The sequence below is a fragment of the Nocardia panacis genome (genome assembly GCF_003598715.1).
Lineage (GTDB): Bacteria > Actinomycetota > Actinomycetes > Mycobacteriales > Mycobacteriaceae > Nocardia > Nocardia panacis.
Window position 1 is genome coordinate 639,603 of the sequence record NZ_QZFU01000019.1, and the last position, 15,318, is coordinate 654,920.

Here is a 15,318-nt window from a genome sequence, read left to right on the forward strand (position 1 = left end):
ACCAGGAGCCTGATGTGCCCAACTCCCGCAACGTTCTCATCTCCGGCGCCAGTATCGCCGGACCCGCCCTCGCCTACTGGCTGCAACGCAATGGTCTGCGGCCCACCGTGGTCGAGCGCGCCCCCGCACCCCGCCCCGGCGGCAATGGCGTAGATCTGCGCGGCGCATCGATCGGCATCGCCGAACGAATGGGGATTCTGCCCACCCTGCGCGCCCGAGCCACCGATATTCGTGACCTGGTTTTCGTCGACGCGGCGGGCGACATCGCGGCCACCATACCGACCAGTTCCTTTAATGCTCCCGGCGATCTGGAGATCCGGCGCGGCGACCTGTCCGAGGCCCTGCACGCCGCCACCGGCGATGTCGAATACCGCTACGACGACACCGTCAATTCACTCACCCAGCAGCCCGACGGCGTGGCGGTCACCTTCGGCAGCGGCCGCGAAGAGATGTACGACCTGGTGGTCGGCGCGGACGGATTGCATTCGCGGGTCAGGAATCTCGCGGTCATCCCGGAGGCCGAGGCCACCCACCACCTCGGCTACTACTTCGCCGTCGGCGAGGTCGAGCCGGATTTCACCGCACCGGGCGCGGTCACCCTCTACAACGAGCCGGGCCGGGCGGCGGGCGTGTATCGATCGGCGGCACATCAGGACGCGACCGCCATATTCTTCTTCCGCGAACCCCTGGCACTCGACTTCGACCATCACGATCGGGAGGCCCAGATAGCGCTGCTGCGCCGCTATCTCGACAGCGATGGCTGGCACGTTCGCGAACTGGTCGACGCGGCCGCGGCGAGCGCGGGATTCTATCTCGACGCGGTCAGCCAGATCCGTATCCCGCACTGGACCAGCGGGCGAGTGGCGCTGGTCGGCGATGCGGGCTACTGCGCGACCCTGCTCTCGGGCGCGGGCGCGACCCTCGCTCTGGAAGGCGCGCACCGACTGGCCATCGAACTCGCGGCCACCGCCGACCATCGCGTCGCCTTCGCGCGCTACGAGGCGGCCATGCGGCCGATTGTCACCAAACGCCAACGCGCCACCCGAGTTTCGGGCGCGCTGCTGGTTCCGGCGGCACGCTCGCATATTCGGTTGCGCAATCGTCTCGCCAAACTGCTCACCACCGAGCCGATCGCGGCGGCGCTGTTTCGCCAATCATCCTCTCGGGCCGCCTGATTCGGCCCATTGCCTTGGCTCAGCGCGGTGCGGTTCCCCTGGGCAGGACGCGGATCGCGGCGTCGGCGGGTGCGTGTGCGGTCGGATCCTTGCATCCGACGGTGAGTTCGGTATTCGGGGCGGCGGAGAAGGTCCACAGTGTGACCCACTCCTCGCCGCGAATCGTCTCCGAGCGCTTCGCGGAGCGCAGATCCTGATTCCGACCCGCCGCGTCCACCACGGTGCAGCGCAGGCCCGCGCCCGCCAGTGCGGCGGGCGCTTTGATATCCATGACGGCGTCGGCGGGAATCACCACCCTGCCGGTATCGCCCAGCGGTATCCGGGTGCCGAGTTCGGGATCGGTGGATGTAGTCGAATTGCTGGTCGCGGCAGGCGAATTCGCGGCCGGATGGGCGGCGTTCGCGGCGCAGCCCGCGACGGCGGGGGATAGGACGATCGGTAGGGTGAGGGTCGCACGCAATGTATGGGCACGGAAGGTATGCAATAGCCGCCCGGATCGGTGCGCCGTCGCGGCCGCACTCTCCGTCCATCTGAGTCTCACGGATCGCCTTTCCCGTTGGGCACGGCGGCAATGCCCACGATGGGCACGGCCTCGCTGCCGCGACAATGCCCGCAATTGGCAATCGCGGGGCAAATACGGAATACCACCGAATGCGATCCGGTGGGTCGCGACCCGCCGATCAATCGGTCGAATTCGCCGACCACCGGGCAGGTTCGGCCGTCGCGGCAATGGTCGCCGGATCATGCGGCCCATAGACGCGCGCCCAGGTCCCCGACAGCACCGTACCCACCGCGACCGCTTCCGAATACCGCCCACCTCGGCATACAGCCGGGCCGACGCCAACCGGCCCGTGATGGTGGCCGGCTGCTCCGCGCCGGAGACCTCCGTACGCAGTTCGAGCAGCGCGGCGATACGGCTCGGTGACCGTCGCGGCAGCGCCGCAGCGCGCGGTCCCATCCGCAGAATCGGCCAAGGCCCACATGGTCGTATTGTGCTCGCGCCCGAGAATCGCACGGCACTGCGGTGCGAGAGGCTTCAGCAATCGGCGGGCGAGTTCCGGATCCCCTGCCCGGCCGTCGTATTGGTCGCGAATATTGAGCACCTCCGGATGGCGATGCCCGAAGACCCGACGCAGGTGCGGGCAAGAAAGCCGCGTACTGGTCGCGCGCGCCGACCCGGCTCCGAAATCGCCTCGCGCACAGAGCAACCTGTCGACAATGGCGCGAAACTGCACAGTGCCGCACACTATTCAGCGCAGCGCGTCACCGGTGGCATCGTGGCCGCCGCGCTCGCCTGACTACTGCGGCAGGTGCTCGCGGGCCTGCGCGTAGCCACCCGAGGGCGGAGTCGCGTCGGGTCCGTAAACCAGGTGCACCACACCGGATTCGAAGGCGGTCGCCGAGAGCAACCGCAGCGGGATCCGCTCCCCGGCGCCGAACAACCGATCGCCCTTGTTGAGTACGACCGGATGCACCAGCAGGTGCAGTTCGTCGATGAGTCCGGCCGCGAGCAATTGCCGCACCACCGAGACCGATCCGCTGACGGCGATATCGCCGCCGGTCCGACTCTTCAGCTCCGCGACCGCCTCGATCAGCTCACCGCGCAGCAGTTCGGAATTGCGCCAGGTGAATTCGAGGTTCTGATGCGAGACCACGTATTTGCGTGCGTCGCCGATCTTCTTCGCCATGGCGGCGTCGGCCTCGCCCGCGAGCTCGCGCTCTGGCCACGCGCCCGCGAGGCTGTCCTAGGTGGTGTGGCCGAGCAGCAGGGTGTCGGCGGCGCCCAGCTGGGCGTCCACGGCCGCGCCCATCTCGTCGCTGAAGTACGGGAAGTGCCAGTCCTGCGGGTTCTCGGTAACGCCGTCGAGCGAGATGAACAGACCCGAGGTTAGCTTGCGCATGGGGTGACTCCTTGGTGGTGCCCTTGATGTATCACCTGTTGTGACGGCGCGCCGCCGGAGAATTCATCGCGGTAGGTACCGTTGGCCGGCGGCGCACCAGCACCGAGCGCACCGCCGACCGTGTCATCGCATTACTTGCGAACGGCCCACAGCGTCCAGACCGGCAGCCGCATCAATCCGTCCAAACCTTCCTGCAGCACCATGCCCCGGTCGCCGAAGGCCCCGGCCGCCTCCAGCGGCAGCGGGCGCGCCGAGACCAGACCCGGCCGCAGCACCTCGATCGACCAGTCCGCGTCGAAGACCTCCCGCAATTCGGCCTCCTCGATGGCGAACGGCGCGTAGATATCGCTGTGCTCGTTCTTCTGGAAGCAGGTCTGGAACAGTCTGCCGCCGGATTTGGTGGCCCGGCCGATCGCGGCCGCGTACCCGCGCCTGGCTTCGGCATTCAAGCAGTGGTAGAGCGCACTGCTGACCACGGTGTCGAATCGGCCGGTGTACTCGGCGAGATCGGTGGCATCGGCGACCACGAACTCCACATTCACCCCCTGCCGCGCCGCCCGCTCCCGCGCCTGCTCGATGGCCGTTGGCGCGGCGTCCAGCCCCACCACCCGGTAGCCGAGCCCGGCCAGGTAGATCGCGGTATCACCAGGGCCGCAACCGATATCGAGCACCGCACCCGAGACGCCGCCCTGCTCGACGAACTGCACCAACTCCGGCTGCGGTTTGCCGATATCCCACGGCACGGTGGGCAGCGCCACGCCATTGACCTCGGCTTTGCCCTGATATGCCGACTCGAAATCCATATCCGTCGGATCGAACTGCGTTACCGAGCTGTCTTCACTCATCGAATCCGCCTCGCGTCGAAATGTTGGGTACCCCCCTGGCCTGTCGACATCAGCGAGCCTACCCCCGATCCGGAGTACACCTCTCCGGTTTCGATATTTGTCCAACACCCTCACGGCACGGCGGGCTCCGAGGTCGCACCGTCGAGCAAATCCTCCAGAATGGACAGGTAGTTCAGGCATTGCGGGCCGACCAGGTTGTGCGTCTCCGCGTGGATTTGTCCGTCCGCGCCGACGACCACCGTGATGCGCGCGGGCTCATCCATGGCGCACCTCGAGCACCATCGTCACCGACGCGTCGGTATTGGTGGTCTCGGACACGAGTGTCATCCCGGCGGCGGGGACGCGACCGCGCAGGCGGCGCAACACCTCCTGCTGGACCCGCAGTCCGTAGGCCCGGTCGATGGCCAGAACCGTGTCCACACAGCACTTTTCGTCGGTAATACCGGCGAAGTCGGCCGACCAGACGCCGTCCGCGTCGCGACGCAGGTGGGCGGTTCGATCCGACCAGGCGACATCGATCTGCTCCGCTCCCAGCACGATCCGGTCCGCCCCCGCGTCGGCCAGCGCGCCCGCGAGCAGCCGGGGATCGCCCAGGCGGGTGGATACCGCGCACACCGTCGACCCCGCCGAAACCCGCGCGGTGAGCGCCCCCTCGTTCGCGGTGAACGCACCGGCGGGCGGCGACATGATGATGGAGATAGTCATACCAACGAATTATCACCGCGCCGAAGGGAATCCGGCCCGCTATTTTTTCGAAAGAATTGCGTGTCGAGCCGGAACCGACCGGTCCCCAATGAATTCGGCCTGTTTCGTCCCAAAAGCCCGTGTTGCCTACCAATCCAGAAATCCGCGCACCCGCAACCAATCCAGAGAACGATCGAACCAATTGGGGCACGGCAGTGTTTCATTCTTCTGCGGGGCGCCATTCTGCTGCGCGAATTCATGCCACCCTGCCGCGCACGGTATCCGATGGCCCGAGCGGTCAACAGCGAAGCGGCGATGACGGCGGCGAGCGGCAACTCCCGCAGCACACCGACCACGGCCCGGTAGACGTACGCCGCTACCGCGGCCGGCCGACAGGCCGAGCCGGCCGCGAACCCCCCGCTAAATATGTCCGTATTGTGAATATCGACGACTGTTCCCAAACTTGGAGATGGCCACCTTGCGCAAGAACCGCTTTCGCCCCATACTGCGCCGAACCGCCGCGCTGGCTGTGGTATTCGGCTTCGTCGCCGCTTGTGGCACGAAACCCGAGACACCCGAACCCGCGGCCGAAAAGGACCGCAGCGCCCTGCGCGCGGCGATGGAGGCCGCAGTGCGCGGAGGTATGCCCGGCGTCCAGGTGGTGATCACCGAGGGCGGACACGACTGGACCGCCACCGGGGGCGCGGGCGATGTCGGCACCGGCGCGCCCTTCCCCGATGACGCGAGAGTGCGCATCGGCAGCAACACCAAAACCTATGTGACATCGGTCCTCCTGCAACTGGTCGGCGAGGGCAAGGTCGAACTCGACGCGCCGGTGGCGCGCTATCTGCCCGGCGTGGTCGAAGGCAACGGCAATGACGGCAACAGGATCATGGTGCGGAGCCTGCTCGGACACACCAGCGGTCTGGCCGACTATCTCGAATTCCCCGAGTACGACCTGGACGCCAACGCCCTGGCGCGCCGCCCGCAGCAGGCCGAGGAGATGGTGCGCCGCACCATGATGACCAAACCCCCGCACTTCGCGCCGAATACCGGCGCCGAGTACTCCAATACCAACTTCCTGCTCGCGGGCATGGTGATCGAGCGCGTCACCGGCGATTCGGTGGCGACCGAGATCGACCGGCGCATCCTCGCGCCGCTGGGTCTGTCGGCCACGTACTTCCCGCTCGCGGGTGAGATCGAGATCCGCGGCCCGCATCCACGCGGCTACCAGACCATCGACGGCAAGCTCGTGGACGTGACCGACCTGGACCCGTCCGTCGGTGGCGCGGCGGGCGCCATGGTCGCCTCGGGCGCCGACCTCAACCGATTCTTCACCGCCCTGTTGGCCGGGAAGGTGGTCGCTCCCGCCCAACTCGACGAGATGCGACGCGATCCGCGATCGCTGAACAAAATGTCGGATATCACTTACGGTCTCGGTATCGGCCGCTTCTCCTTCCCGTGCGGGAAGACCGCGTGGGGCCACGGCGGCGGAATCCCCGGCTTCTGGACCCAGAGCGCCATCACGACCGACGGTCGCGCCGTCACCGTCACCTTCAATAAACTCGAGGATTCGGCGGAGCAGGCCGAACTCGGCCACAAGGTCTTCGACGCCGCGATGTGCTCCTGACCTACCCGAGCGCGATCAGTCCGGCATCGGTGGCACGGAATCCGCAGGACTCCAGATAGAAGCCCCGCAGGTGCGGCTCGAAATCAACATGCAGCCAGGTGCATCCGGCCGCGCGCGCCCCATCGGCCGCACGGCGCACCAGTTCGGTGCCCAGACCGTGCCGCTGCTGATCGGGCCGCACCTTGGGATCGAGGAGGAAGGCGTGGTCGCCGCCGTCCCAGGCCACATTCGCGAACCCGATCAGCGCGCCGTCCGGCGGGCGCGCGGTGACCCAGCCGAGGCTGTGCCCGCGGATCCGATCCCACCGGCCCGGTTCCGACGCGCCCCCGTGCGCGCGAGTCAGCTCGACCAGTTCGGTATCGGCGAGTTCGCCCCGCCACGCGTACACCATGTCCACGTGCCGATACTCGACGGCACGTGGCATCGGGCGCAATCGAATTACTCGACAACCACTGTTCGGAAGCCGAAAATGCTGGGCTCGAACAACTTTCGAGCCCAGCATCGGTATCAACCCTGTTTGATCAGGTCCGGGTTCGGATCCAGATCATCGGTGACATCGGGCTGGTCCGGGGTCACCGACTCCTCCAGCACCGCCTCGCCGCGAGCGACCATCCCGGCCTGGTCGGAGAGCGTCAACTGCGGAATGAACAGCGCCAGCAGGAATATCACCACCGCACCGGGCAGCAGGTACCAGAATCCCGGCACCAGCGCGTTCACATACGCACCGACAATGGCATCGTGCAGATCGGTGGGCAGATGTTTGACGACCGAGGGGACCAGCCCATCCGGTCGCAACCCGGCCTGCATGACCTCGCCGATATGGGTGCGGAACGCATCGGTGAGACCTTCGGTGAGCCGGTTGGTGAAGATGGATCCGAAGATCGCCACACCGATCACCCCGCCCATCTCGCGGAAGTAGTTGTTGGCGCTGGTCGCGGTGCCGATCTGATCGGGTGTGACCGCGTTCTGCACCACGAGCACGATGATCTGCATGATCAGACCGATTCCGGCGCCCATGACGAACAGCATCGCCGAGACCTCCCACATGGTGGTGTGGGTGTCGATGCGGGTCAGCCACAGCATGCCCAGGGTGATGATCACCGCGCCGATCGGTGGATAGATCCGATATTTGCCGGATTTCGTGATGGCCGTCATCGAGCCCATGAGGGTGGCCATCATGCCGACCATCATCGGGATCAGCAGCAGACCCGAGACCGAGGCCGATGCACCGGTCGCCATCTGCAGGTAGGTCGGGATGAAGGCGAGCGAGGCGAACATCACCAGGCCGACCACCATGCCGATGGCCGAGGTCAGCACGAAGGTCTGGTTGCGGAACAGCCACAGCGGCAGCATCGGCTCCTCGGCCCTCGCCTCCACCGCGATGAACGCGCCGACCGCCACGACCAGTGCCGCGATCATCGAAAGTATTGTCGGCGAACCCCATTCGTAGCGCTTGCCGCCCCAGTCGGTGATCAGGATGATCAGCGAGGTCGCCGCCGACATCAGGACGACACCGAGATAGTCGGGCCTGGTCTTGGGCCGATGGCTGGGAATGCTCAACTGCCGGAAGGCGATCAGCAATGCGGCCAGACCGATGGGGACATTGATCCAGAAGCACCAGCGCCACGAGAGATGGTCGGCGAAGAAACCGCCGAGCAGCGGGCCGGCCACCGAGGTGATACCGAAGATCGCGCCCATCGGGCCCATGTACTTGCCGCGATCCTTGGCGGGCACGACATCGGCGATGATGGCCTGCGCCATGATCATCAGGCCGCCGCCGCCCACACCCTGCAGGCCGCGGAACACCACGAATTCCCAGAAGCTCGACGAGGCCGCCGCACCCACGGAGGCCAGGGTGAAAATGCCGATGGCGAAAAGGAATAGCCACCTGCGGCCGAACAGGTCGCCGAATTTGCCGTAGATCGGCATGACGATGGTGGTGGCCAGCAGGTAGGCGGTGGTGGTCCAAGCCATATTCTCCACGCCGCCGAGTTCGCCGACGATGGTCGGCATGGCGGTGCCGACGATCATCTGGTCGAGGCTGGCCAGGAACATGCCCGCGATGAGCGCGGTGAAGATCAGCCGAATGCGTTTCTGGGTAAGGACTATCGGGGTCGGCGGCGAGGTGGCCGTCGGGGTCATGGGGTCTCTCCTTTTCTTACGGCGGACCGTCCGAACAGCTGCGCGGCCGTCCGGCAGTGATCGCGAACGGTGGCGGTGAGCGAGGCGTCGGGATCGGCGGCGAGCGCATAGGACGCGCGCGTGGTGAGCGCGGTCATGATGCCCGAGGCGACCCCGATCAGTTGCGGCGTAGCCGCGGCGCCCATGCGGGCGGTGAGCAGTTCGCCGAGCGAGGCCTCGCGGCGCATGCCCTCGGCGAAGAATGCGGCCAGCACCCTCGGTTCGGATTGGATCAGGCGAGCCACGAGCAGGACGGACTCGCGCACTTCGGCATCGGGCTCGAGGCCGAAGGTATAGAGCTGGATCAGATCCTCGACCAGATCGCCGGTCGGGCCGCCCGCGACGAATTCCGCACGGATCGAGGGGGTTCCGATGTCGCCGGTGGCACCGACCACCGCGTCCAGCTTGGTGTCGTAGTAGTTGAAGAAGGTGCGCGGGGAGACCCCCACCGCCTTCGCGATGTCGTCGGTGTGCGTCGCGTCGAGTCCGCGTTCGGCGGCGAGCCGTCGGGCGGCCATCGACAGCGCGATTCGGGTCTGCATCTTCTTCTGCTCGCGCAGTCCCTGCTTCACCTCAGCCATGCCCGAAATTTAACACAAACTGCAATTTTTCAGAAAGTGCAACTTCCAGGGGCAGATCGACCTGGGGAAACACTACCGGACCGCAGTCAGTGACCTATTGATTGAGCCGTTGTTTGACGGTACATTGCATGGCGTCACATGAACCGGGCCGCAGCGCCCGCGGATCGCGCCGGAGTCGTCGATGGATCTGCTCTATCGCTTTGCCCTGTGGTTGGCCGAGATCGGTGCGCTACCACCGATGCCCGGTATCGCGCACCACGAGGGCTGGTGAATACCCGAATCGCGTAGCGCGTTCCCCCGCCAACGATCATGTCGCACCCTAGGATTCAGCACACAATGAAACTCGAGCGACGTGCGTTTTTGCGCACAGCAGGTGTGGTGGGTGCGTCGCTGCTCGCTCCCGCGCTCGGCGGGTGCGGCGCCGACGACGACGCGCTGACCTTTTTCTTCCAGGCCAATCCGGAGGAGGCCGAGGGGAGAATGCGGGTCATCGCGGAATTCGCGCGGCGACATCCGGAGATCAAGGTGCGCACCGTACTTTCCGGTCCGGACCCCATGCAGCAGATGTTCACCTTCTGCGCGGGCGGCAAATGTCCCGACGTGCTGATGGCCTGGGAGTTGACCTACGCCGCACTGGCCGAGCGCGGCGTACTGCTCGACCTGAACGGAATGCTCGACCGCGACCCGGAATTCGCGAAGCGGTTGCACGCGGACAGCATTCCGGCGCTGTACGACACCTTCGCCTTCAAGGGCGGTCAGTACGCGCTGCCCGAGCAGTGGTCGGGAAATTTCCTGTTCTACAACCGGAAGATCCTCGCGGCGGCCGGTCGCACACCACCCGCCAACTGGAAATCCGGTTGGGGCTTCGCCGAATTCCTCGATACCGCCCGCGCCCTGACCACCCGCGACCGTTCCGGCCGGGTGCGCCAGTGGGGTTTCGTCGACACCTGGGTGCCGCACTACTCGGCGGGCTTGTTCGGCCTCAACAACGGGGTCGAATGGGCGGTGCCGCACAATAATCCGACCCGCGCCAATTTCGCCGACGACGCCTTCATCGAGGGCGTGCAGTTCTACGCGGACCTGTCCAACAGGCACGGGGTCGCCCCCACCCCGGCCGAACTGCAATCCTTCTCCACCATGGACCTGTTCGCGCAGGGCAAGGCGGCCCTCGCCATGGGTGGGCACTGGCGCTGGAGTTCCTTCTCCGGCGCCGAGGATCTCGACTTCGATGTCACCGCGCTGCCCGGCGGACCGAAAGGCCAAGGCGGACGCTCGAATATCGGCACCACCGGTCTGGCCATCGCCGCCGACAGCCCGCGCCGCGATCAGGCTTGGGAATTCCTGAAGTTCGCGGCGGGCCCCGAGGGGCAGGCGGTCATCGCCGAATCCGGCTTGTTCGTCCCGGTGCTCCATTCGGCCGTGCGCTCGGCGGGATTCACCGAGGCACACACCAGGGTGCGCAACCTCGACATCCTCACCTCGGGTGCCGCGCATGCCAATCCGCTGCCGGTCACCGGCGCGTGGGCGCGCGTCGACGCGCTCATGGGTCGCAGTTTCGGTCCGGTGCTGCGCGGTAGCGCCGCCGCCACGACGCTGCGCGATAGGCTCGCCCCCGATGCCGATGAGGTGCTGCGCAACCAATGATGCTGCTCACCAGGAAAACTGCGCCGCAGGCGGATCACCCCGCAGCGCGAAACCGCTCCGGGCTGGCAATCCGACAGGCCCGCGCGGGCCGCTGGTTCATCGCGCCGAATCTGCTGGCGGTCGTGGTGTTCATGGTGTTCCCGCTGGGTTTCTCGCTCTATCTGAGCTTCCAGCGCTGGGATATGTTCGGACCCGCCCAATACATCGGATTGGCGAACTTCCGCAGACTGTTCACCGCCGATCCGCTGTTCACCATCGCGCTGCGCAATACCGTCGTCTTCGCCCTCGGCACGGTGATTCCGACGGTGCTGCTCAGTCTCGCTGCCGCCGCCGCGCTGAGTCGAAAATTGAAGGGCATCGGCATTTTCCGCACCATTATGTTCCTGCCGCTCGCCGTCTCCGGCGTGGTGATGGCCGTGGTGTGGCATCTGGTCTTCGATACCAACAACGGTTTGTTGAACATCATGCTCGGCCGGCTCGGACTCGGACCGGTGCCGTGGCTGGTCGACCCGAACTGGGCGATGGTATCGCTGTGCCTGGTGAGCACTTGGAAGAGCGTGCCGTTCGCCACGGTCGTCCTGCTGGCCGCCATGCAGGGCGTCCCGGAGAATCTGTACGAGGCGGCGAAGATCGACGGCGCCGGTGAATTCCAGCGATTCCGCTCGATCACCTTGCCGCTGATCCGCGGCGCGCTGTCCTTCGTGGCGGTCGTCTCGGTCATCAACGCGGCCCAGGCATTCGATCAGGTCTTCGTGCTCACCGGCTATGGCGGGCCGGAGACGGGAACCTACGTCTTCGGCATCATGATCTTCCAGAATGCCTTCGCCTACGGCGATGCCGGATACGCCTCGGCCATCGCCTGGGTCGTCTTCTTGATTCTCCTGGCGCTCACCATGATTCAGCTCTGGTTCGCCCGTCGGAACGCGGTGGAGGACTGATGTCGGCTCGCGGCCAACGACTCGGCAGGCGCGCCGTCGTGCGCGGCGTGGCACTGTATGCCGTGCTCATCGCCATGGCCTGGTGCACACTGTTCCCGATCCTGTGGGCGCTTTCGGGTTCGCTCAAACGCGATACCGAGATGAGCACGCCGACGCTGCTGCCCGCGCGGCCGCGCTGGGCCAACTACGGAAATGTCTTCCACCTCATGCCCTTCGGGCGGATGTTCCTCAATACCGTGGTGTACGCCGGATGTGTGACCATCGGGCAGGTCTTCTTCTGCTCGCTGGCGGGCTATGCCTTCGCCCGGCTGCGCTTCGCCGGGCGCGAGGCGCTGTTCGTGGCCTACCTGGCCACGCTCATGGTGCCGCTGACCGTCACCGTCATACCGCAGTTCATCCTGATGCGCACCTTCGGCTGGACCGACACCCCGTGGGCCATGATCGTGCCCGGACTGTTCGGCAGCGCCTTCGGCACCTACCTCATGCGGCAGTTCTTCCGCACCCTCCCGGTGGAATTGGAGGAGGCCGCCATCCTCGACGGCTGCTCGCCGTGGCAGATCTATTGGCGCGTCCTGTTGCCGCACGTGCGCCCGGCCGCCATGGTGCTCGCGGTGCTCACCTGGGTGAATGTCTGGAACGATTTCCTGTGGCCGCTCATCATGATTCAGCGCAGGGACATCTCCACCGTCACCCTCGGGCTGGTCTGGATGCAGGGCCAGTACGTCGGTCGCTGGCCGGTTCTCATGGCGGCATCGATCCTCATCCTGCTGCCGCTCATCCTCACCTATGCCCTGGCGCAGAAGGCATTCCTGCGCGGGATCGCGATGTCGGGCCTCGGCGGGCGTTGACCGCCGCTACAACCGGTCTGTCGCAGACCCGCGCAGGCCGACTGCTATACCCGAACCTCGGTGTCCTCCGGCTCGGCCTGCGGCGCGGTAGTTCGGGTGCGCAGCAACACCGATCCGACCAGCGCGGCCAGCAGTGTCATACCGGCTCCGATCCACGCCCCGGCGGAGAGCGCCGAGGAGAAGGCCGTCTTCGCCTGCTCGACGAGACCGAATTGGAAGGCCGCGCCGATGGATTCGCGCGCGGCGGCGGGTGCGTCGTCGGGCATGTTCGTGGTGAACACTCCGGCGAGCACGCTGCCGAGGACCGCGATGCTCAGTGCCGTGCCCACCTGCTGGATGGTGTCGTTCATGGCCGAGCCGACGCCCGCGTGTTCGAGCGGGATGGCGCTCATGATCGAGGCATAGGCCGCAGGCCCTGCCAATCCGCCGCCGATACCCATGACGACCATGGTCGCGAGCACCGCGCCGTATCCGCTGCCCAAGGCCAGGATCGCGAAGGCGCCCGCGGTGATGAGCAGTCCGGAGACGATGAGCGCCTTGTTGCTGACCCGCTTGCCCAGCGCCGCGCCGAGGCCGTTGCACAGGGTGGCGGCCAGCGCCCAAGGCAGCAGTGCCAGACCGGCTTTCATCGGTCCGTAGCCCAGCACGAATTGCAGGTACTGGGTGAGCATGAGCATGACCGCGCCCATGCCGAACACCATGATCAGCAGCGTGACACAGGTGCCGGTGAAATCCCGCTTGCCGAAGATGGCCAGCGGGAGCATCGGATGCTGGGTGCGCAGTTCCCACACCACGAAGGCCACGGCCGCGGCTACCGCGAGCGCGATCATGATCGGATTCCACTCCCGCTCGATGATCACGTACACCGTCGAGGCCAGTGTGAGGATGGACAGCGTCACACCGATCGGGTCGAGCGGCCGCTGTTCGCCGACGCTCTCGCCCATGAGCAGCACTGCGGCGGCGATGGCCAGCGCGGCCACCGGGATATTCATCAGGAATACCGATCCCCACCAAAAGTTCTGCAGCAGAAAGCCGCCCAGCGTCGGTCCGAGGACGACGCCGACCATCATCGAACTCGACCAGGCCGCCATCGCCTTGCGCCGTTCGTCCTCGGCGAAGGTGGTCATCAGGATGGACAGCGTCGAGGGCATGATCAGCGAGCCGCCGATGCCCATGGCCGCGCGCGCCCCGATCACCTGCCACGACTCGGTGGCCAGGACCGCGCCGAGGGAGGCGACGCCGAAGACCGCCAATCCGATGACGAGGGTGCGTCTGCGTCCGAAGCGGTCCGACAGGCTGCCCGCCGTGAGCACCAAACCGGCGAAGACCAGCACATACGCATCGAGGATCCATTGAATATCCGAGGGCGTGGCACCCAATTCCCGAATGAGCGACGGTATGGCGAGGTTGAGCACGGTGCCGTCGATCATCAGCACCAGTAGCGCCAGGCAGAGCACCACGAGAATCCACCAGCGGCGCGGATCTCGTACAGCGTTCGACTGTTCTCGTACAGTGTTCGATTTCATTCGCACAGCGTACGATAGACTCGGTGAACGTGCGAGAGAATAATTCGCGGACCGAGGTGTTCACCTCGGTCTGGAGCCGCGAGCCCCGCCGCCCGAGAGCAACCGGACTCGACCGCGACCAGATCGTCGCCGCCGCCGTCACCCTGCTGGACCGCGACGGACTAGAGGCGCTCAGCATGCGCAAACTCGGCGCGGCCCTCGGTGCGGGCGCGACCAGCATCTACTGGTACGTACCCAACAAGGACGAACTGCTCGAGTTGGCCCTCGACGAATTCTGGTCCGAACTCGACCTTCCCGAATCGGACGCGGCAGGTTGGCAGCAGATCGCCACCGCCTTCGCCTACAGCCTGCGCCAAACCCTGCACGCACATCCGTGGGCCGCCGCGCTCATCGGCACGCTCCCCAGCGTCGGACCCAATGCCTGGCGGCTCACCAGTCGGTTGCGCGACACCTTCGCGGGCGCCGGATTCACCGGGCAGGATATGTACTTCGCCAGTTCGACCATCCTCGGTTTCGTACTCGGGCAGGTCATTCCGGAGATCGCCTTCCGAAAGGCGCTCGACGGCAAGGAGTACGACCAGCAGAGCGCGACCGCGACGATCACCCGGCTCGCCGCCGACTACCCCGACCTCATCGCCGACCACCAGGCCGCGGTCGAGATGGATCCGCACGCGGCACGCGCGATGGCTTTCGACTTCGGGTTGAGCTGCATTCTGGATGGGCTGGCGGCCAAACTCGATCCGGAGCGCGCGGGGCGCACTTCCCTAGCCAACCCCGCTGAAGGGGTTGCCCGACAGTAGGTTTCAGGCCCTATCGGCCAGCCGCGACACCAGGCGGGCTCTGATCGCGGGGTCGGGGTCGCGGGCGAGGGCCTGGATCAGGTGGGCCACGGCCGCCCACATGCCGTCGACCTCGTCGCCGCACAGCGGGCAGTGGGCGAGATGCGCCTCGAATTCGGCGCATTCGTCCTCGGGTAGAGCGTTCAGGACGAACGCCGCTGCCAGACTGTGGACATCGCGTATTCTCACCATCTCGCCTCCCGACGCGTCTCGTAGGAACGGGTCCGCCGAACCGGTCCCCGGAATCTCCGGGGACCGGCCGTGATTCAGTGGTCGGAGTCGTTGCGGCGCTGCTGGGCCGCCACCGCCTCGACAAGTGACGCGGGCCGCATATCGGTCCACGACCGTTCGACATAGTCCAGGCACTGCTGTTGATCGCCCGCATGGACGATCTGCCAGCCGTCGGGCACCTCGGCGAAGTCCGGCCACAGCGAATGCTGCCCTTCGGAATTGATGAGCACCTTGAACCGGCCGTCGGGCTTGTCGAACGGGTTGTTCATGCGAATTGCCTCCTATTTCAACTTTG

Annotated in this window: 19 protein-coding genes; 7 read left to right on the top strand and 12 right to left on the bottom strand. The window is 66.2% G+C overall.

Going from position 1 to position 15,318, the window contains the following annotated elements:
* The first annotated feature begins 14 nt into the window (after positions 1-14).
* Complete coding sequence (locus D5S18_RS17715; protein ID WP_120042070.1) at positions 15-1,175, top strand: FAD-dependent monooxygenase; 1,161 nt, start codon at positions 15-17, stop codon at positions 1,173-1,175.
* A gap of 19 nt (positions 1,176-1,194) precedes the next feature.
* On the opposite strand, the gene D5S18_RS17720 is transcribed toward D5S18_RS17715, so the two are convergent.
* On the bottom strand, positions 1,195-1,716 hold the full coding sequence (locus D5S18_RS17720) for a hypothetical protein (RefSeq protein WP_147403987.1): 522 nt from the start codon (positions 1,714-1,716) through the stop codon (positions 1,195-1,197).
* A gap of 451 nt (positions 1,717-2,167) precedes the next feature.
* On the opposite strand from D5S18_RS17720, the gene D5S18_RS17725 reads away from it, so the two are divergent.
* Complete coding sequence (locus D5S18_RS17725) at positions 2,168-2,473, top strand: hypothetical protein (RefSeq protein WP_120042072.1); 306 nt, start codon at positions 2,168-2,170, stop codon at positions 2,471-2,473.
* On the opposite strand, the gene D5S18_RS35760 is transcribed toward D5S18_RS17725, so the two are convergent.
* The 5 genes from D5S18_RS35760 to D5S18_RS17745 all read right to left on the bottom strand — a co-directional run bounded on the left by D5S18_RS35760 (position 2,474) and on the right by D5S18_RS17745 (position 4,626).
* Complete coding sequence (locus D5S18_RS35760) at positions 2,474-2,863, bottom strand: dihydrofolate reductase family protein (RefSeq protein ID WP_239003825.1); 390 nt, start codon at positions 2,861-2,863, stop codon at positions 2,474-2,476.
* A gap of 57 nt (positions 2,864-2,920) precedes the next feature.
* Positions 2,921-3,076 carry a dihydrofolate reductase family protein gene (locus tag D5S18_RS35765; protein ID WP_239003826.1) on the bottom strand — a complete coding sequence of 52 codons (156 nt, stop codon included), beginning with the start codon at positions 3,074-3,076 and terminating at the stop codon, positions 2,921-2,923.
* Between the two features lie 131 nt (positions 3,077-3,207).
* Entirely contained in the window at positions 3,208-3,921 is a 714-nt protein-coding gene (locus tag D5S18_RS17735; RefSeq protein WP_120042073.1) for a class I SAM-dependent methyltransferase, read from the bottom strand.
* Positions 3,922-4,031: 110 nt separating this feature from the next.
* Positions 4,032-4,184: a DUF2997 domain-containing protein gene (locus D5S18_RS17740; protein ID WP_120042074.1), complete on the bottom strand. Its 153-nt coding sequence runs from the start codon at positions 4,182-4,184 to the stop codon at positions 4,032-4,034.
* Positions 4,177-4,626: a hypothetical protein gene (locus D5S18_RS17745; RefSeq protein WP_120042075.1), complete on the bottom strand. Its 450-nt coding sequence runs from the start codon at positions 4,624-4,626 to the stop codon at positions 4,177-4,179. The genes D5S18_RS17740 and D5S18_RS17745 overlap by 8 nt, the downstream gene beginning before the upstream one ends.
* A gap of 448 nt (positions 4,627-5,074) precedes the next feature.
* Here D5S18_RS17745 and D5S18_RS17750 point away from each other — a divergent pair, with 448 nt between their 5' ends.
* Positions 5,075-6,235 carry a serine hydrolase domain-containing protein gene (locus tag D5S18_RS17750; RefSeq protein ID WP_120042076.1) on the top strand — a complete coding sequence of 387 codons (1,161 nt, stop codon included), beginning with the start codon at positions 5,075-5,077 and terminating at the stop codon, positions 6,233-6,235.
* 1 nt (position 6,236) lies between these two features.
* On the opposite strand, the gene D5S18_RS17755 is transcribed toward D5S18_RS17750, so the two are convergent.
* The 3 genes from D5S18_RS17755 to D5S18_RS17765 form a co-directional block, all read right to left on the bottom strand.
* A complete protein-coding gene (locus tag D5S18_RS17755) occupies positions 6,237-6,659 on the bottom strand; it encodes a GNAT family N-acetyltransferase (RefSeq protein WP_239003827.1) in 423 nt (140 codons plus the stop codon).
* An 83-nt stretch (positions 6,660-6,742) separates the two neighbouring features.
* Positions 6,743-8,377, bottom strand: a complete 1,635-nt coding sequence (locus D5S18_RS17760; RefSeq protein ID WP_120042077.1) for an MDR family MFS transporter — start codon at positions 8,375-8,377, stop codon at positions 6,743-6,745.
* Positions 8,374-8,997 (bottom strand): TetR/AcrR family transcriptional regulator, encoded by a 624-nt coding sequence (locus tag D5S18_RS17765; RefSeq protein WP_120042078.1) that lies wholly within the window; start codon positions 8,995-8,997, stop codon positions 8,374-8,376. Before D5S18_RS17765 ends, D5S18_RS17760 begins: the two co-directional genes overlap by 4 nt.
* A gap of 336 nt (positions 8,998-9,333) precedes the next feature.
* Between D5S18_RS17765 and D5S18_RS17770 the strand changes: the two genes are divergently transcribed.
* Genes D5S18_RS17770 through D5S18_RS17780 form a run of 3 tightly spaced genes read left to right on the top strand, consistent with a single transcriptional unit; the run spans position 9,334 to position 12,427 of the window.
* Complete coding sequence (locus tag D5S18_RS17770; RefSeq protein WP_120042079.1) at positions 9,334-10,641, top strand: ABC transporter substrate-binding protein; 1,308 nt, start codon at positions 9,334-9,336, stop codon at positions 10,639-10,641.
* Positions 10,638-11,579 (top strand): carbohydrate ABC transporter permease, encoded by a 942-nt coding sequence (locus D5S18_RS17775; RefSeq protein ID WP_239003828.1) that lies wholly within the window; start codon positions 10,638-10,640, stop codon positions 11,577-11,579. Before D5S18_RS17770 ends, D5S18_RS17775 begins: the two co-directional genes overlap by 4 nt.
* Positions 11,579-12,427, top strand: coding sequence for a carbohydrate ABC transporter permease (locus D5S18_RS17780; protein ID WP_120042080.1), 849 nt, complete (start codon positions 11,579-11,581; stop codon positions 12,425-12,427). Before D5S18_RS17775 ends, D5S18_RS17780 begins: the two co-directional genes overlap by 1 nt.
* A gap of 44 nt (positions 12,428-12,471) precedes the next feature.
* Here the strand turns inward: D5S18_RS17780 and D5S18_RS17785 are convergent, their stop codons facing one another.
* On the bottom strand, positions 12,472-13,953 hold the full coding sequence (locus D5S18_RS17785; protein ID WP_120042081.1) for an MFS transporter: 1,482 nt from the start codon (positions 13,951-13,953) through the stop codon (positions 12,472-12,474).
* Positions 13,954-13,976: 23 nt separating this feature from the next.
* On the opposite strand from D5S18_RS17785, the gene D5S18_RS17790 reads away from it, so the two are divergent.
* Positions 13,977-14,753 carry a TetR/AcrR family transcriptional regulator C-terminal domain-containing protein gene (locus D5S18_RS17790; RefSeq protein ID WP_239003829.1) on the top strand — a complete coding sequence of 259 codons (777 nt, stop codon included), beginning with the start codon at positions 13,977-13,979 and terminating at the stop codon, positions 14,751-14,753.
* A 3-nt stretch (positions 14,754-14,756) separates the two neighbouring features.
* Here D5S18_RS17790 and D5S18_RS17795 read toward each other — a convergent pair whose 3' ends face one another.
* Both D5S18_RS17795 and D5S18_RS17800 read right to left on the bottom strand, forming a co-directional pair.
* Positions 14,757-14,984: a zf-HC2 domain-containing protein gene (locus tag D5S18_RS17795; protein ID WP_120042082.1), complete on the bottom strand. Its 228-nt coding sequence runs from the start codon at positions 14,982-14,984 to the stop codon at positions 14,757-14,759.
* 74 nt (positions 14,985-15,058) lie between these two features.
* Positions 15,059-15,292, bottom strand: a complete 234-nt coding sequence (locus D5S18_RS17800; RefSeq protein WP_120042083.1) for an MbtH family protein — start codon at positions 15,290-15,292, stop codon at positions 15,059-15,061.
* Positions 15,293-15,318: the final 26 nt, after the last annotated feature.

What these genes read in the sequence shown, in the direction of transcription:
- D5S18_RS17765 (WP_120042078.1), bottom strand. Translation starts at nt 8,997, where the DNA reads ATGGCTGAGGTGAAGCAGGGACTGCGCGAGCAGAAGAAGATGCAGACC.
- D5S18_RS17785 (WP_120042081.1), bottom strand. Translation starts at nt 13,953, where the DNA reads ATGAAATCGAACACTGTACGAGAACAGTCGAACGCTGTACGAGATCCG.
- D5S18_RS35765 (WP_239003826.1), bottom strand. Translation starts at nt 3,076, where the DNA reads ATGCGCAAGCTAACCTCGGGTCTGTTCATCTCGCTCGACGGCGTTACC.
- D5S18_RS17780 (WP_120042080.1), top strand. Translation starts at nt 11,579, where the DNA reads ATGTCGGCTCGCGGCCAACGACTCGGCAGGCGCGCCGTCGTGCGCGGC.
- D5S18_RS35760 (WP_239003825.1), bottom strand. Translation starts at nt 2,863, where the DNA reads ATGGCGAAGAAGATCGGCGACGCACGCAAATACGTGGTCTCGCATCAG.
- D5S18_RS17750 (WP_120042076.1), top strand. Translation starts at nt 5,075, where the DNA reads ATGGCCACCTTGCGCAAGAACCGCTTTCGCCCCATACTGCGCCGAACC.
- D5S18_RS17745 (WP_120042075.1), bottom strand. Translation starts at nt 4,626, where the DNA reads ATGACTATCTCCATCATCATGTCGCCGCCCGCCGGTGCGTTCACCGCG.
- D5S18_RS17735 (WP_120042073.1), bottom strand. Translation starts at nt 3,921, where the DNA reads ATGAGTGAAGACAGCTCGGTAACGCAGTTCGATCCGACGGATATGGAT.
- D5S18_RS17760 (WP_120042077.1), bottom strand. Translation starts at nt 8,377, where the DNA reads ATGACCCCGACGGCCACCTCGCCGCCGACCCCGATAGTCCTTACCCAG.
- D5S18_RS17775 (WP_239003828.1), top strand. Translation starts at nt 10,638, where the DNA reads ATGATGCTGCTCACCAGGAAAACTGCGCCGCAGGCGGATCACCCCGCA.
- D5S18_RS17795 (WP_120042082.1), bottom strand. Translation starts at nt 14,984, where the DNA reads ATGGTGAGAATACGCGATGTCCACAGTCTGGCAGCGGCGTTCGTCCTG.
- D5S18_RS17755 (WP_239003827.1), bottom strand. Translation starts at nt 6,659, where the DNA reads ATGCCACGTGCCGTCGAGTATCGGCACGTGGACATGGTGTACGCGTGG.
- D5S18_RS17800 (WP_120042083.1), bottom strand. Translation starts at nt 15,292, where the DNA reads ATGAACAACCCGTTCGACAAGCCCGACGGCCGGTTCAAGGTGCTCATC.
- D5S18_RS17740 (WP_120042074.1), bottom strand. Translation starts at nt 4,184, where the DNA reads ATGGATGAGCCCGCGCGCATCACGGTGGTCGTCGGCGCGGACGGACAA.
- D5S18_RS17770 (WP_120042079.1), top strand. Translation starts at nt 9,334, where the DNA reads ATGAAACTCGAGCGACGTGCGTTTTTGCGCACAGCAGGTGTGGTGGGT.